Annotated in this window: 14 protein-coding genes and 1 pseudogene; 7 read left to right on the forward strand and 8 right to left on the reverse strand. The window is 34.8% G+C overall.

The annotated features are described in order from the left end of the window. Positions 1–5: 5 nt before the first annotated feature. A complete protein-coding gene (gene trpD, locus A9G28_RS10340) occupies positions 6–1637 on the reverse strand; it encodes a bifunctional anthranilate synthase glutamate amidotransferase component TrpG/anthranilate phosphoribosyltransferase TrpD (protein WP_065580623.1) in 1632 nt (543 codons plus the stop codon). Further along, positions 1637–3199: an anthranilate synthase component 1 gene (locus A9G28_RS10345; protein WP_065580624.1), complete on the reverse strand. Its 1563-nt coding sequence runs from the start codon at positions 3197–3199 to the stop codon at positions 1637–1639. Before A9G28_RS10345 ends, trpD begins: the two co-directional genes overlap by 1 nt. Before the next feature lie 611 nt (positions 3200–3810). On the opposite strand from A9G28_RS10345, the gene A9G28_RS10350 reads away from it, so the two are divergent. Then, a complete protein-coding gene (locus A9G28_RS10350; protein WP_065580625.1) occupies positions 3811–4719 on the forward strand; it encodes an SPFH domain-containing protein in 909 nt (302 codons plus the stop codon). Positions 4720–4782: 63 nt separating this feature from the next. After that, positions 4783–5292: an NfeD family protein gene (locus tag A9G28_RS10355; RefSeq protein ID WP_218057371.1), complete on the forward strand. Its 510-nt coding sequence runs from the start codon at positions 4783–4785 to the stop codon at positions 5290–5292. A 58-nt stretch (positions 5293–5350) separates the two neighbouring features. Here the strand turns inward: A9G28_RS10355 and yqfB are convergent, their stop codons facing one another. The 5 genes and pseudogenes from yqfB to dapD all read right to left on the reverse strand — a co-directional run bounded on the left by yqfB (position 5351) and on the right by dapD (position 10535). Next, entirely contained in the window at positions 5351–5659 is a 309-nt protein-coding gene (yqfB, locus tag A9G28_RS10360; RefSeq protein ID WP_065566727.1) for a N(4)-acetylcytidine aminohydrolase, read from the reverse strand. Positions 5660–6360: 701 nt separating this feature from the next. Further along, positions 6361–6543 (reverse strand): annotated as a pseudogene (locus A9G28_RS14240) (hypothetical protein); the annotation flags it as partial. Positions 6544–6605: 62 nt separating this feature from the next. Next, the gene (gene bglX / locus A9G28_RS10370; protein WP_065580627.1) at positions 6606–8882 is read right to left on the reverse strand and encodes a beta-glucosidase BglX; all 2277 of its coding nucleotides are present in this window, start codon (positions 8880–8882) and stop codon (positions 6606–6608) included. Between the two features lie 233 nt (positions 8883–9115). After that, positions 9116–9607, reverse strand: a complete 492-nt coding sequence (locus tag A9G28_RS10375; RefSeq protein ID WP_065566730.1) for a YajQ family cyclic di-GMP-binding protein — start codon at positions 9605–9607, stop codon at positions 9116–9118. A 103-nt stretch (positions 9608–9710) separates the two neighbouring features. Then, positions 9711–10535, reverse strand: a complete 825-nt coding sequence (gene dapD / locus A9G28_RS10380) for a 2,3,4,5-tetrahydropyridine-2,6-dicarboxylate N-succinyltransferase (RefSeq protein ID WP_065566731.1) — start codon at positions 10533–10535, stop codon at positions 9711–9713. Between the two features lie 335 nt (positions 10536–10870). Between dapD and A9G28_RS10385 the strand changes: the two genes are divergently transcribed. Genes A9G28_RS10385 through A9G28_RS10400 form a run of 4 tightly spaced genes read left to right on the forward strand, consistent with a single transcriptional unit; the run spans position 10871 to position 12644 of the window. After that, the gene (locus A9G28_RS10385; RefSeq protein WP_065580628.1) at positions 10871–11347 is read left to right on the forward strand and encodes a prepilin-type N-terminal cleavage/methylation domain-containing protein; all 477 of its coding nucleotides are present in this window, start codon (positions 10871–10873) and stop codon (positions 11345–11347) included. Further along, positions 11341–11904: a prepilin peptidase-dependent protein gene (locus A9G28_RS10390; RefSeq protein ID WP_065580629.1), complete on the forward strand. Its 564-nt coding sequence runs from the start codon at positions 11341–11343 to the stop codon at positions 11902–11904. Before A9G28_RS10385 ends, A9G28_RS10390 begins: the two co-directional genes overlap by 7 nt. After that, the gene (locus A9G28_RS10395) at positions 11888–12322 is read left to right on the forward strand and encodes a DUF2509 family protein (protein WP_065566734.1); all 435 of its coding nucleotides are present in this window, start codon (positions 11888–11890) and stop codon (positions 12320–12322) included. The genes A9G28_RS10390 and A9G28_RS10395 overlap by 17 nt, the downstream gene beginning before the upstream one ends. Next, positions 12315–12644, forward strand: coding sequence for a prepilin-type N-terminal cleavage/methylation domain-containing protein (locus A9G28_RS10400; protein ID WP_065580630.1), 330 nt, complete (start codon positions 12315–12317; stop codon positions 12642–12644). Before A9G28_RS10395 ends, A9G28_RS10400 begins: the two co-directional genes overlap by 8 nt. A gap of 21 nt (positions 12645–12665) precedes the next feature. Here the strand turns inward: A9G28_RS10400 and A9G28_RS10405 are convergent, their stop codons facing one another. Beyond that, positions 12666–13415 carry an alpha/beta fold hydrolase gene (locus tag A9G28_RS10405; RefSeq protein WP_065580631.1) on the reverse strand — a complete coding sequence of 250 codons (750 nt, stop codon included), beginning with the start codon at positions 13413–13415 and terminating at the stop codon, positions 12666–12668. Positions 13416–13551: 136 nt separating this feature from the next. On the opposite strand from A9G28_RS10405, the gene A9G28_RS10410 reads away from it, so the two are divergent. After that, positions 13552–15495, forward strand: coding sequence for an exoribonuclease II (locus A9G28_RS10410; RefSeq protein ID WP_065580632.1), 1944 nt, complete (start codon positions 13552–13554; stop codon positions 15493–15495). The last annotated feature ends 136 nt before the right edge of the window (positions 15496–15631 follow it).

A 15631-nucleotide genomic window follows, 5' to 3' on the forward strand; every position in this document is an offset into this window, starting at 1 on the left:
ACTTGTTATCTTGCGGCTAATTGTTGTAATAGCAAATAAGCTTTACCGCTATGCATCATTTCGATTGCTCGCTGAGCATTTTGTTTTAAATCTGAATCGCCAAACAAACTCATTAACATCGCAACATTAGCGGCAATTGCCGATTCATGTGCGGGCTTACCATGACCTTGTAAAATAGCAATTAACATATCACGATTCTGTTCTGGTGTCCCACCTTCAATATCTTTTAAGGTAAATGTCGGCAATCCAAAATCATCTGGAGTCAGCGTAAAATAGCCAATTTGACCATCCTTAACTTCGGCCACTTGAGTTTCACCATGAATAGCAACTTCGTCCATACCCGCACCATGCACCACATATGCATGGTGGTAGTTAAGCATTTTTAATGTTTCAGCAATCGGTTTAATCAAATCTGGATGGTATACGCCTAATAAAATCCGTTTTGGGCGAGATGGATTAATCAACGGCCCTAACACATTAAAAATAGTCCGAGTTTTTAACTGCTGACGAACTGACGCTGCATGGCGAAAACCTGAATGGTATTGCTGAGCAAACAAGAAGCATACACCAAGATCGTCTAATGCCTGCCGAGATGCTTGTGCAGACATATTTAATTTAATACCCAAAGCGGAAAGCACATCTGAGGAGCCTGATTTGCTTGATACACCACGATTACCATGCTTAGCCACTTTATAACCTAATGCAGCTGCCACAAAGGCACTTGCCGTTGAAATATTAATACTATTAGTACCATCACCACCAGTACCAACAATGTCGGTAAAATCATAATCTGGTACATCAAAAACATCTGCATTTTCAAGCAAAGCCTGCGCTGCACCGGCAATTTCATCAGGTGTTTCACCGCGCACTTTCATACTAATAATTGCGGTGGCTAATACTGTTGGTTCAATCTTACCTTGAATAATTAAATTGAATAATATTTTACTTTCTTCTTGTGTGAGCAATTGCCCTAAATATAATTTATTTAGCACAGGTTGAATATTGTACTCTTGCTTATCAACTATAGCTTCTTGTTGTAACTTTCCTTTTGTCTCTGATGAATGAAGCGCCCACTCAATAGTTTGTTCTAGTAATTTTTCCCCTTGAATAGTTAAAATCGATTCAGGATGAAACTGAAAACCACAAACCCGATCTTCATCATTACGCACCGCCATGACAATATTATTGAAAATCGCATTAATAGTCAGATTTTTTGGGATATTTTCACCTTTTAAAGAGTGATAACGCGCAACAGGTAGTGGGTTTGGTAATCCTGTAAACATGGCTTGCTCATCATGCTCAATTTGTGAAGCCTTGCCATGTAAGATATCGCCTGCAGGAACAATTGTTCCCCCATAAGATTCAACAATAGCTTGGTGCCCAAGACAAATACCAATAATAGGCAATTTACCTTTTAATCGTTTAAGCAATTCAGGCATACAACCTGCTTCGCTCGGCGTACCAGGTCCAGGAGATAACATTAAAATAGGATGTTGCATGTGTGATAATTTTTCAATAATGACATCAGCAGGAATAGTATTACGATAAATAGTCACACAATGTTGGCTATTTCGCAATTGATCAACTAAGTTATAAGTAAACGAATCAATATTATCAATAAATAAAATATTAGCCATTACAATACACCCTCTACATTATGTGCTGCCATGATAGCTTGAATTACTGCTCGCGCTTTGTTGCGCGATTCATCGGATTCTAACTGTGGTTCGGAATCTAATACCACACCACTACCTGCTTGAACTGTCGCAATACCATCTTCGACATAAGCGCTACGAATCACAATACAGGTATCAAGATCGCCATGAGCAGTAAAATAACCAACCGCCCCACCGTAGCTACCCCGTTTAACTTTTTCAGATTCAGCAATTAATTGCATAGCACGCACTTTTGGCGCACCAGTTAATGTCCCCATATTCATAGTCGCTTGGTAAGCATAAAGTGCATCTAAATCATTACGTAACTGACCAACTACCCGTGAAACTAAATGCATCACAAATGAATAACGATCTACTTTTAATAAGTCTTTGGTATAACGCGTGCCTGGCTGGCAAATGCGAGCTAAATCATTACGTGCTAAATCCACTAGCATTAAGTGTTCTGCAAGCTCTTTTTTATCAGTGCGCATTTCAAGCTCTAAACGGCTATCTAAATCGTGATCAATTTCGCCGTTTATGGTTAATCCTCGTGGGCGTGTACCAGCAATCGGATAGATTTCAACTTGATTTGTTGCTTTAGTATATTTAAGTGCGCTTTCTGGTGATGCACCAAATAAGACAAAATCTTGATCTTGCATATAAAACATGTAAGGGCTTGGGTTATGGATTTTTAATACCTGATAAGCAGATAACGGCTCAGGACAAGGTAGTGAAAAACGCCGTGAAGGTACAGCTTGAAAGATTTCCCCCTGCTGAATCGCATCTTGCATCTTTTTCACCATCGTGTTGAAATCATCATCACTTTTATTACAAGTCACATTAATATTAGCAAACGATTTTGTATAAATGGGCTTAATTGGTTGATTTAACGTTGCTTGTAGGTCAGCTAATCTTAATGTCAACCGTTCAATTTCTAGTGCATCAGACGTAAAGGCTGTTGATTTTAAAATTGACACATGATCTTGATGATTTATTTCTAATAGTGTTTCAGCTAAATAAAAACAGAAATCTTGGCAACGTTGCTCACTCGGCAAAATGGGAAGCTGTTCAAAACTAGCGACAAGATCATAACAAAATAGGCCACCAACAAAAATTGCATCTTGCCCATATTGTTCGGTATTATCTACAATAGTTAATAAGGTTCTTAATACATCAAAGACGGATAATGACTTTAACCTTGAATCTTCATCTTGCATATTGTTGATAGTAGGAAATACCAATTTAAGCGTTTGTTCATTCAATTGGATATTATCTAACTTATCTAAAAAGTTCTTTTGTAATAAAGGTAATAGTTTTTCGCCATTTGTAGTCAAAGCCTTAACAGTTACTTCATTGTTAATTGCCGAAATACGTAAGGCACTATCAACAATCATGACACTTTTAATTCCTTGCTTATTATCTATTTCAGCAGATTCAAGCAACAATGTTGCAGGTCTACTATCACATAATTGATAAAACACTTGGGTAGGATTTTGATAATAATCAATCGTTTTGGTGATCTGCGTTAGTACGTGCTTGTTCATTGTTGTCTCTCTATTTATGTTTAATTTTAATTCATATCGATTTTTTCTTTGCTTAAAACGAAAAAACCCGCCTAGTGCGGGTTTTGTAAATTAAGACAATACTTCACTACATTACCCACAAAAAGTAATGCACCACCAACCAAAGCTAGCGACTTGACAAAAGTGAGTAAAGAAATATTGACGTTTCATTATATTATCTGTTTAAAGTAAATTTTGTACTATTAAACTAGTTCATTAGTTCAATGTCAAGTAAATAATAACATATAAAAACTTATCACTTCATAATGTAATAAACGCGATAAAAATAAAGATTCAATTATTCTTCAATTTTTTGATCAAAACGATAATATCCCATATCTTTTTTAACATAAGCGTCTCACACTTGACTCAAGGATAACCTTCTTTAATTTCTTGTTCTAAATTACTTTGCTTATTCCATGGTAAATTTTGAGATTTAACATTTTGTAACTTATCAACGCATGAATTATAGGTATTAACAAATTCGAACAATCATAAATTTCATTATAAAAATCAATTATAACTAGTCAAATAATAAAATAATGCTTAGAATAACTAGTCATATTTAATGATAAATATAAGGAAATTAAACTATGCCAGCATTTTATATCGCCATCTTTATTATTGTTTTACTTGCTTTAATCACCGTTTTGAAAGGCATTACTATTGTTCCCCAAGGTTATCAATATACTATTGAGCGTTTTGGTAAATATACACATACACTTGAACCAGGTTTAAACATCATTATCCCTTTTATGGATGGTGTTGGTCGTAAAATTAATATGATGGAACAAGTTCTTGATATTCCATCACAAGAAGTGATATCGAAAGATAACGCCAATGTACAAATTGATGCTGTGTGTTTTATTCAAGTGCAAGAAGCAGCAAGGGCAGCATATCAAGTTAATCAATTAGAACGTGCTGTGATTAATTTAATGATGACCAATATTCGTACCGTTTTAGGTAGTATGGAATTAGATGAAATGTTATCCCAACGTGATCACATTAATTCTAAGTTACTAAATATTGTTGATGATGCAACAAGTCCTTGGGGAATAAAAATCACACGTATCGAAATTCGAGATGTTCGCCCACCGGCAGAACTCATTGCGGCAATGAACGCACAAATGAAGGCTGAACGTAATAAACGTGCGGAAATTCTTGAAGCGGAAGGTATTCGTCAAGCAGCGATTTTACGCTCAGAAGGTGAAAAACAATCTGAAATTTTAAAAGCTGAAGGTGAAAAACAATCAGCCTTTTTACAAGCCGAAGCGCGTGAACGTGCTGCCGAAGCTGAAGCTAGAGCAACTCAAATGGTATCAGATGCCATTGCAGCAGGTAATATAAATGCCATTAACTACTTTGTTGCACAAAAATATACTGAAGCGCTACAACAAATTGGTTCAGCTGATAACAGTAAAGTTATTATGGTGCCTCTTGATGCGTCAAGTTTAATGGGCAGTATTGGTGGTATTGCTGAATTGCTTAAAAATACGAAATAGAAATCGAACTTTATACTTAAACACAATATTTCCTAAAACTTTTTGATAAAAGCCATGGATTATATGTTTGAGTTTTTTAACTTAATCGATTTTGAAGGTAGCGTAATGACTGATTTTTTTATGGTTTTCTATAATTCACCTCATTGGGTGTTTATCGCTTTAGGCGGTATTTTACTGATTGCTGAATTAATTGGCACAAGTGGGTATGGGCTTTGGGCTGGGTGTGCAGCCATAATTGTTGGTTTAATGGCTTGGGCATTACCACTTTCTTGGTCAACTTTATGGATCTTATTTGCAATTCTGACGGTTATATCTGCTTATCTTTGGTGGTTTTGGCTTCGAAGAAATGGACAAGATAAATCCAGCAAAAGTGAAATCAATCAGCCTCAACAAGATTTAATTGGTATAAAAACTATTGTCACTGTCCCTATTATTAATGGTTCGGGAAGAGTAAAAATCAAAGATGGGACTTGGCCAGCCAAGTGTAATCAAGATCTTAACGCGGGCCAGCGTGTTGAGGTTATCTCTGTTGATGGTTTAACTTTATATGTGCAACCCTTAAATAGATCATGATATTAGATTGTTTTTATCAAAAATAAAAATACGCGTTCAAACGCGTATTTTTTTATGATCATAAAAGAGAAAAACGAATTACAAAAAAATGTCTTTCATCTGGGTAAATATCTAAAATCACCTTTTTTAAATCACTCAATGTCATATTCTCTTGTTTTGCATGTTCTTCAGTTAATTGTTCAAGAGTGATTGGTGTAACACTCATTATTTTTATGGTACAAAAGTATTCATTAGTTTCAAAAGTACCAACACGTAGCTCATCACCAACTTTAAAGTGTGATTCACTCCTATCGCGAATAGTAATAATTTTTAAACCAGCCAAAATATCAGACTTAAAGCGTTGGTAAAAAGTAATATCATTTTGCATAGTAATTCTCCTTGTAGTTAGCCATTCTACAGTTACTCTCCTTATTTACGCTAGGTGTAATTTGAATTTTATGTAATAAATTACTTGCCAATTTAAAACAGTATCAACTTATGAATATCTTTTACAAAAAAGATATTCTAAAAAAGGTTTATGGTTTTTTTAGTTTTATCATAAAGGATTTTCTATTTTTTGCAGTCCTATTTTGAGGGCGGTTAAACTAGGACGCTATCATGAATAGCATCCTACCAATACTTAGTGTGACATTGACATCTTAATGCCACCTTTCGGAATTGATACATAAGCGATTTCTTTAGCAGTCCTTTGCTTATTATTGCGTACTTTCAGCACGGTTTTAACACCAAAGAAGATAATATCGTACACAACGAAAATGATTAATATATGATGCATATTATCGTTTTGTTGTGCTGTCAAACTTCTATCTTCTACAATACGGCAATTATATTCCTCCGCTAAATAAAAGAATCTTTCTAGTTGAGGATCCGAATTGAATAGTCTCAATACTAGTGCCCAAGTGGTACAAATTAGCAACCAGATAGCTAGAATGGTAGTTGCCCAGATATTAAGTTAAGATTATTGATAAAATCAGCTTGTCCTTTTTCATCAGAAATAATGCAATAATCCGCTAATCAATCCAATCAAAATTGTAGACAGTATACAAACCTCAGCGGTAATTTCTCCTAAATATGTAAGCCAAAATAGCTACTCATCATAATACCAAACAACGAAAAAATGTAGTAACAGACTAATTTATGAGGCAAATGAACAGCCACTTGCATAATAGGGGGAATAATTGGTGTTTTACTAAGTTAATAAGCAATCACCAAAAACACAATTTGTTGAAGAAGTGTAGGACAAGATCGAATTCAAACACAATACTGACCACAGAAATAAAAACGTCGACAGATGTCGACGAAAAATTAAAAATTTATTTATCAAGCAAAGTGAAAGTTTGCTTATTTTGTGTTGTAGAGTCACTACCAATAAACACATTAAATTTACCTGGCTCTGCAACGTATTGCATTTTGTCATTCCAGAATTTTAACATATCATATTTAATAGTAAATTTTACTTTACCTTTTTCATGTGGTTTTAAGGTGATATTTTCAAAACCCATCAACTCTTTAACAGGGCGACTAACTGAGGCTGTAACATCTTGCAAGTAGAGTTGAACTGTTTGCATACCTTCCTTATCGCCAATATTTTCAACATTGACTGTAACAACAATTTCACCCTCTTTGTCCATTTCAGGGCTAGATAAAGAAAAATCCATCGCAAAGTCGGTATAACTTAAACCAAAACCAAATGGAAATAATGGCTCGTTTGGGCTATCAAAATACGAAGTTGTATATTTCCCCATATTTTCGGTTCCACGTGGACGGCCAGTATTTAAATGGCTGTAATAAACAGGTATCTGCCCTACATTATTAGGAAAGGACATCGGCAGCTTACCAGAAGGGTTATACTGACCAAATAATACATCAGCAATAGCATTACCCCCCTCAGTTCCTAAAAACCAAGTTTCAAGCATTGCATCAGCTTGAGCATATTCTTCAGTTAATGTTAATGGGCGACCATTCATTAATACAATAACCAATGGTTTTCCAGTTTCTTTTAATGCTTTGAGCAATCGTTTTTGGCTTGCTTGTAAAGATAGATCTGTTCGACTTGATGATTCATGAGCCATGCCTTCGGCTTCGCCAACAAAGGCAATAACAACATCAGATTTCTTCGCTATATTAACTGCTTCGGCAATGATTTTATCCGCTGGCCTATCATCAAATTTAGAGTTTTCTCCATATAAATTTAAAAAACGATATAAATTTGCATCATCAGAAAGATTAGCACCAAATGCGTAGCTAACTGATTTTGGGTTCTTAACTGTGTTTTTGATGCCTTCTAATGGTGTTACCGCCAAATTAGTACGCCCAGCACCCGACCAACTACCTAAAATATCTCGTTTTGAATTAGCCAATGGACCTATTACCGCAATTTTCTTATTTCTGGCTAGCGGTAAGATCTTATTCTCATTTTTTAATAGCACAATGCTACGACGAGCCACATCTCGCGCTTCTTCACGATGTAGGCGGTTATTTGAAAACATTGTCTCGATATCTAATTTTGGATCTAAATAGCGATTAGGATCACTAAATAGCCCCATATCATATTTAAGCTCAAGAACTCGGCGGCAAGCTTGATTTAATTGATCTTCGGTAATAGCCCCTTCTTTCACTAATTCAGGCAAAAATTGTAAGAAATATTCATCATTCATACTCATATCAATGCCAGCTTTAATCGCAACGCGAACCGCATCTTTCGCATCGCTAGCCACACCATGGTTAATTAGCTCCCGAATAGCGCCATGATCACTAACCACAACACCATCAAAATGCCATTGATTGCGCAACACTTCGGTCAATAACCAATGGTTAGCTGTTGCAGGAATACCATTAACACTGACCAGAGAAACCATGACTGCACGGCTACCAGCATCAATTGCTGCTTTATAAGGGACAAGATATTCTTGGAACATTTTTCGTTCACTCATATCTGTACTGTTATATTCACGCCCACCTTCAACTGCACCATAAAGCGCAAAATGTTTTACAGCCGTTGCAAGCGATTTTTTATCAGCAAGCGACTGTTTTTGCATTCTCTCAACAAAAATACGTCCCGCTTCGGATGTTAAATAAGGATCTTCGCCAAAACCTTCTGACACACGCCCCCATCTTGGATCGCGAGTAATATCGACCATTGGAGCCCAAGTGATGTTCAATCCATCGGCTGTGGCTTCTTCAGCAGATATTTCTGCCACTTTAGCCATTACACTACGATCCCAACTTGATGCAATACCTAAATTAATAGGGAATATGGTTCGGTGCCCATGAATGACATCAAATCCAAAAAATAGCGGGATTTTATTCGGAGATTTTAAAGCTCGTTCTTGCATTTGTGACAGATCTGGCTCGACAATGGTATTAAAAATACCACCAACTTCACCCACTTCAATGTTATCAAGCACTTTATCTAAAGTTAAATCGCCCCCAACACTAATCAAACGTAATTGGCCTGCTTTTTCTTGAATCGTCATTTTCGATAATAAATTATCAATAAAAACTTTCTTTGCTTCGCTATTGAGCTCTTGTGCAGACAGATATCCAGAAAAGAGAAGAGGAAGTAAAAATAGAGCTAATTTTTTCATCATAATAAATATTGTTATAATTAAGAGGGTAGACAAGTAGATAGCATAACGTATTCATAAAAAAAAATCTTGTTCTTTACGCTACTTACATTAGTGTTTAAGAAACCGTTTCTGTGATTACCTAATAATTCCATGCTCAAATATAGCTTTTCCTAGAAATTTTTTTACAAAATAAATTGTAATGTTTAAAAGACAATATTGTCGACATTTGCCGACAATATGAATTCCATAAAAGGTTAGTCTCTAAAATTAGTAAACTGAAACGGTTGACCAAATTCGCCATTTTTAACTAACGCCATAGTAGCTTGTAAATCATCGCGCGATTTACCAGTAACGCGAATCTGTTCGCCTTGAACTTGAGCTTGTACTTTAATTTTGCTATCTTTAATTGCTTTTACAATCTTTTTAGCTAATTCTTTATCGATACCCTGTTTTAGTTTAACTGTAACGCTATAGAGTTTGCCGCTATGCTCCATTTCTTCAGGGATTTCAAGCGATCCGCCATCAATACCTCGCTTAGCTAATTTGTCGCGTAAAATATCAAGTAATTGTTGTACTTGGAAATCTGATTGGCTTGTAACTTTGATCGTTTCATTTTTTTCATTTAATTCAAACGATGCTTCAACATTTTTAAAATCCCAACGGGTCGTTAACTCTCGGGTCGCATTTTCAACCCCATTTTTAACTTCTGGCATTTGGATTTCTGACACAATATCAAAAGAAGGCATAAATTCTCCTCTTCTAATGGTTAGGATTCTCAATTAAACCACTAATTGTAAATAAAATCATTGTCGCCTAATAATTTAGGCGACTTAAACATGTAAACGTAAATTAATCAATAGTACGAAGTAACTCATTAATGCCCACTTTACCTAAAGTTTTAGCATCTACTTTTTTCACAATAACCGCACAATAAAGGCTATACTTGCCATCTTTGGTTGGTAAGTTACCAGAAACAACGACAGAACCTGCTGGTACTCGCCCATAATGTACTTCACCGGTTGCTCTATCGTAAATTTTAGTGCTTTGACCAATAAATACGCCCATTGAAATGACACTGCCTTCTTCGACAATCACACCTTCCACGATTTCACTACGAGCACCAATAAAGCAATTGTCTTCAATGATCGTTGGATTAGCTTGTAATGGCTCTAAAACACCACCAATACCGACTCCACCTGATAAATGAACATTTTTACCAATTTGCGCACATGAGCCAACAGTTACCCATGTATCAACCATTGTACCTTCATCAACGTATGCGCCGATATTAACATAAGAAGGCATTAATACAGTATTACGCGCAACATATGCCCCTTTACGTGCAATTGCGGACGGAACAACACGGAACCCTTCTTGTTGGAATCTTGCTTCGTCATACTCAGCAAATTTTAATGGAACTTTGTCATAATAGTTAGTCGGACCACCATCAATCAGTTGGTTTTCATTGATTCGGAAAGAGAGCAAAACTGCTTTTTTTAACCATTGGTGAGTAACCCAATCTCCATCAATCTTTTCGGCCACACGCATCTTACCGCTATCTAATAAATGGATGCATTGGTTAATTGCATCGCGTGTTACTACATCTACATTAGATGGTGTTATTTCAGCACGACGTTCAAATGCTGCTTCAATAATAGTTTGTAATTGTTGCATCTCTCGTTTCCTTTAACGTTTAAGTCCGTTAGCAAATAATAAATGGATGAACAGTATAATATAATCCGCTTTGCTTTTTAAGTGGTTTAAGCAGATCACTAAATTCAGCACATTCTCTATCATTTTTTATAATTATCATTTGCGTAAAAAACTAAAACTCTACTATAAATAAAGCCAATAATATCGCTAGTATTCTTGATAAAACCTTATTCAACCTTTTTTATTAAAAATCGTAATTTATTTGGATTGTGGCTCACAAATTCAGATCTTTAAATAACTAGTTATTTTATTCAAATATATGCTCGAACTCTCACAATATTTACAAAAGACATACTATGCATGATTTGGGATTCTCATTATTAGAATTGTTAATAACTGTTTGTATCAGTGCTATTTTAGCCTCTATCGGTATTGAGCATTGGAAAGAGCAACAATTGCAAAATGAATTAGCATCTACAACTAAGCAATTGGCCTATTTTATATACGAAGCACAAATAAAAGCATCAAGTAAAAATGAAAACTATATTATTCATCAATTTTCATCACCTTGGTGTATCTCAATTACCAAGGCTGACAAACCACCTGCATGCAGTGAAGGCATACTTTATTTTATCAAGCCCAATAATTCTGTTCAAATTAGTGAGTTATCAAACAATAAAAGCGCTTTTATTCTAGGGCGTCGCAACATGGCACAAACCATGTCTTTTCAATTAAAAAATAAAATAGGGACCAGTAGAATTTTTGTTTCTTTATTTGGGCGCATTCGATTTTGTGCGGAAAACAGTTATATAGCTAGTTTACCGCCATGTTAAAAGTATCTGGATATTCCTTGCTAGAAATGCTCATTGGTTTGGTACTATCAAGTTTAATAGTTATTGGTATGACTGCTTTTTACGTCAAATTGCAAACAAACATCATGCAATATTATCAAAAAATTCGCTTACAACAAGCCATCGATTTTGGGTTAGTTGGTTTGAAAAAAGATATAAAAAGAGCGGGTTTTATTGCTAATGATCCAAAAAAAATGACAGATAAAGCTATTGAAATTAAGGAACGGGCAAAATGTATTATCCTTCGATATGATAGCGAAATTCGAAATTCTTGGGTTTGGAACAGAGCTAACCCAACAAAGTCAGATGTCTTTACTTATCGCTATAAAGAAAACAACATAGCCTATAGAACAGGATCGTTAGATTGTTTTGGAAGTAAATGGGAAAATTTATTCGATTCAAATGAAATCAAAATAACCCACTTTGCAATAAGGCAATTACCAAATGCTATTAGTTTATCAATCAATGCTGAATTAAGAAAAAACAAACAGATTAAATACTATGTAACTGAAATTATCAAAAATGAAAACCTATTTTAAAAGAAATTCTCCATCATCTGGATTTAGCACTATTTTAATGATGATGATGTTAATGACTGTAGGATTGGGGTTATTAATTGGTTTTAATTTACTTATAACCTCATGGCAAAAGACAATCTTGATAGAAATTAAATACTATCAAAAATTTAATCATTCCAGTTCATCTTTAACTTGGGCAATAAGCCAAAATTGGCAACCACCTAAAGCTAATTGGCAATGTATGACTGAACCAACTTATCACTTAAAAGCATGCATAAAACAATCTTTATTAAAAATAGATGATTACGTATTAATAAGGGGCGAGGCCGATGACTTTTTTTTGTATACACTTGCACATTTTGACAATAACCGATTGATTGTGGAAAAAGGACATTGGCTCGATTATTGCCCAGAAAAAAAGGCTATTTATTGTGAATAATAAAAATATAACTGGCTTTAGTCTAATTGAAGTAATGATAGCAACATTACTATTTTCAATGATCATGCTTGGCTTTATCAATTATCAACAAACATTGTTCAGCAAACATCGCTATTTTGCCAACAACTTACGTGCTAATAAAATTGCTTTTCAGCTACTCGATAGCTATCCTTATACTATCAGCCAAATAATCCCTTCTGGTTGGCAATATCACATCAACACTCAAATATATAATGCTCAATGTAACATGGTTGTTATAACGATTAAAACATCCAATAAGCAAACCATCCAACAGCAACGCCTTTTTTGTAATTCACCTTAATATTTATAGACTTCATGCCATTTAATTCCCTAACCAGCTATGTAAAATTTTCAGTACTTGCTGTGTTTTTTCAGCATGAACATTGTGACCTGCACCTTCAATCAACTCAATTTTTGAATCTGGAAATTGCGAAAAAATGGCTGGGTAAAATTCATCAACAATGTAAGAAGAATTGCCACCACGAATAAATAGCGTGGGTTTTAACCAAGGTGGTATTGTTTGCCAATCACAAATATGACCATACTGATCATTAATTGCTTGAATATTAAATGACCATTTTTCATTTTTAAAAGATTTTAATAAAAAAAGTATGGTTGGCATGTTAATACCTGCTTGTTCCATTAAATTCATGATCTGTTTTTTATCGGTAACATGATTTTTGAGACAATAAACTAATACTCTCAAAATAGTAGCATTAGCTGAGCGGTGATACTTTATCGGCGCAATATCAATGGCAACAATTTTTTGGATAGTATCTGATATCACTTGTGACAGTTGCAAAGCAACTTTGCCGCCCATAGAGTGACCAATTAATATCACATCATTTAAGCGTAAATCATGACAAAGCTCGGCAACATCTTCAACCATAGCTTGATAACTTATCTGATCAGACCAAGGTGAATTTCCATGATTACGTAAATCAACTTGAATTGTTTGATAATGTTGCACAAAATCTTTTGCTAGCATATTCAAATTATCTAAACTGCCAAAAACGCCATGCAAAAACACTATCGGCTGCCCATCACCCTGTAATTTGTAATTTAATTTCATAGACTAATTTAATCCATTATTTTAAGTGGCATTATTATACGTCTATTTTCAGCGCTATTACCGATTAATTCAATAACCAAAACTTGCATAACTATGATAGAATTTAACCCAAATTTTTTAAATAGTGTTAAGGCATATGTTTCAAAATAACCCTCTACTGGCACAATTAAAGCAAGAGCTTCATGAACAAACCCCACGCGTTGAAGGCATTGTTCGAGCACATGAAAAAGGATTTGGTTTTTTAGATGTAGATAATAAAAAAAGCTATTTCATCCCTGTTGCTAAAATGAAAAAGGTTTGTAATGGCGATAAGGTTTCTGGGGCTGTAATCAGTAATAACGGTAAAGAAACTTTTGAACCTGAATGTCTAATCGAGAGTGCATTACAAAAATTTATTGGCAAAGTAGGTTTTCAAGATCGTGCAATGGTTATTTATCCTGAAAATATGCCCGCTAATTTTGCCATTCGTTGTAAAGTACACAATCAAGTTAGCGAAAAGCTAAAAGAAGATGATTGGGTTGTTGCAATGCTCACTTCTCACCCGTTACAAGAAAAAAGTAACCATTTTTTTGCTGAAATTACTCGTTTTGTTGCTGACAGTAATTCTCCTTACCAACTTTGGCTAAAAACATTAGCTCGTTATGATTTAGAAACGGTCCCTCCACACACCGAAGTATTAGAAATTAACGATGCAGAGCTTAATAATCGTCAAGATTTAACTGATGTTAATTTTTTCACTATTGATAGCGAAGATACCGAAGATATGGATGATGCAATTACGGTTTCTAAAAATGAACATGGCCATTATCAACTTATGGTTGCTATTGCCGACCCCACCGCTTATATATTACAAGATAGCGCATTGGATAATATTGCAAAAATTAGGAATTTTACAACTTATTTGCCAGATTTTAATATTCCCATGCTACCCAAAGAGCTTGCTAATGAGCTATGTTCATTAAAAGCAAATCAAAAACGACCTGCTATGATATGTAAAATAAATATTGACCAAGCAGGCAATATGATTACCGATGACATCACTTTTATGCCGGCTTGGGTTGCATCGAAAGCTAAACTAACTTATCGTAATGTTTCCGATTTTCTAGAAAATAGTAATGAATTAGCAACTAACAACCCTAGTATTAAGCAGCAACTTAGCTGGTTAGCTGACTTAGCTAATATTCGCATAATATGGCGACAAACTCATGCACTCGTTTTTAAAGATAATGGCGATTATCGTTTTGATCTAAATGAAAACCGCCAAGTTAAATCAATCATTAAAGAAACTCGTCGAATTGCCAATCATATTGTTGAGGAAGTCATGATTCTGGCAAATCAAGCTTTAACATTACAATTACAAAATAAAATTGGCTTTGGAATTTTTAATATTCATGCGGGGTTTGATAATAAATATATCGAACAAGTGCTAAATTTTCTCAACGATAACGGGATTACTGAATTTGATAAAGAATCTCTATTATCTTTTGATGGCTACGTAAAGTTACGTCGGATGATCGACAATATCCCATTTTTAGCCACAAGGCTTCGCAAGTTTCAAAGCCCTGCAGATTTTTCAATTGAGCCAAAGCCTCATTTTGGTTTAGGATTTGATGCTTATGCAACATGGACATCCCCAATACGTAAATATGGCGACATGATCAACCATCGGCTAATCAAAGCATATATTCGCTTACAAGAGCTAATTCCACCAGATAAAGAACAACTAAAAACCATGAATGAAAGGCGAAAGATGTTACGCTTTGCTGAGCGTGATATGGCTGAAAACCTTTATGCTCAATACTTATCAGATAAAATCGGTGAAAGTTACACAGCTGAAATTATTGATATCAATCGTGGTGGAGCTCGAGTTCGTTTATGTGATATAGGCGCTTTTGCATTTGTACCGCTTTCAATGATTCATTCAGTCAAGGAAGAAATCACCACCCTACCCGATGAAGGAATAATCAAAATCGAAAATAAAGTTTGCTACAAACTTGCTGATATTATTTCAGTTGTAATTCACCAAGTTAAAAGTGAAAATCAATCAATTATTGTAAAATTGGCTAATAATAAAGAGTAAAACAAGATTATTCTCGATTGAATATTTTGCCTCATTTGTATTAGTTACCCCCCTGATATAAATCAGGGGGAAGCAATAAATAAAATTGACAATATTTTTAATATTTAACCACTTTTTTTTACTCATAATATTTGCT

Source organism: Gilliamella sp. Fer1-1 (assembly GCF_001690825.1).
Classification (GTDB): domain Bacteria; phylum Pseudomonadota; class Gammaproteobacteria; order Enterobacterales; family Orbaceae; genus Gilliamella; species Gilliamella apicola_C.

Coding starts and splice junctions, on each gene's coding strand:
- trpD (WP_065580623.1), bottom strand. CDS start 1,637: ATGGCTAATATTTTATTTATTGATAATATTGATTCGTTTACTTATAAC.
- A9G28_RS10345 (WP_065580624.1), bottom strand. CDS start 3,199: ATGAACAAGCACGTACTAACGCAGATCACCAAAACGATTGATTATTAT.
- A9G28_RS10350 (WP_065580625.1), top strand. CDS start 3,811: ATGCCAGCATTTTATATCGCCATCTTTATTATTGTTTTACTTGCTTTA.
- A9G28_RS10355 (WP_218057371.1), top strand. CDS start 4,783: ATGTTTGAGTTTTTTAACTTAATCGATTTTGAAGGTAGCGTAATGACT.
- yqfB (WP_065566727.1), bottom strand. CDS start 5,659: ATGCAAAATGATATTACTTTTTACCAACGCTTTAAGTCTGATATTTTG.
- bglX (WP_065580627.1), bottom strand. CDS start 8,882: ATGATGAAAAAATTAGCTCTATTTTTACTTCCTCTTCTCTTTTCTGGA.
- A9G28_RS10375 (WP_065566730.1), bottom strand. CDS start 9,607: ATGCCTTCTTTTGATATTGTGTCAGAAATCCAAATGCCAGAAGTTAAA.
- dapD (WP_065566731.1), bottom strand. CDS start 10,535: ATGCAACAATTACAAACTATTATTGAAGCAGCATTTGAACGTCGTGCT.
- A9G28_RS10385 (WP_065580628.1), top strand. CDS start 10,871: ATGCATGATTTGGGATTCTCATTATTAGAATTGTTAATAACTGTTTGT.
- A9G28_RS10390 (WP_065580629.1), top strand. CDS start 11,341: ATGTTAAAAGTATCTGGATATTCCTTGCTAGAAATGCTCATTGGTTTG.
- A9G28_RS10395 (WP_065566734.1), top strand. CDS start 11,888: ATGAAAACCTATTTTAAAAGAAATTCTCCATCATCTGGATTTAGCACT.
- A9G28_RS10405 (WP_065580631.1), bottom strand. CDS start 13,415: ATGAAATTAAATTACAAATTACAGGGTGATGGGCAGCCGATAGTGTTT.
- A9G28_RS10410 (WP_065580632.1), top strand. CDS start 13,552: ATGTTTCAAAATAACCCTCTACTGGCACAATTAAAGCAAGAGCTTCAT.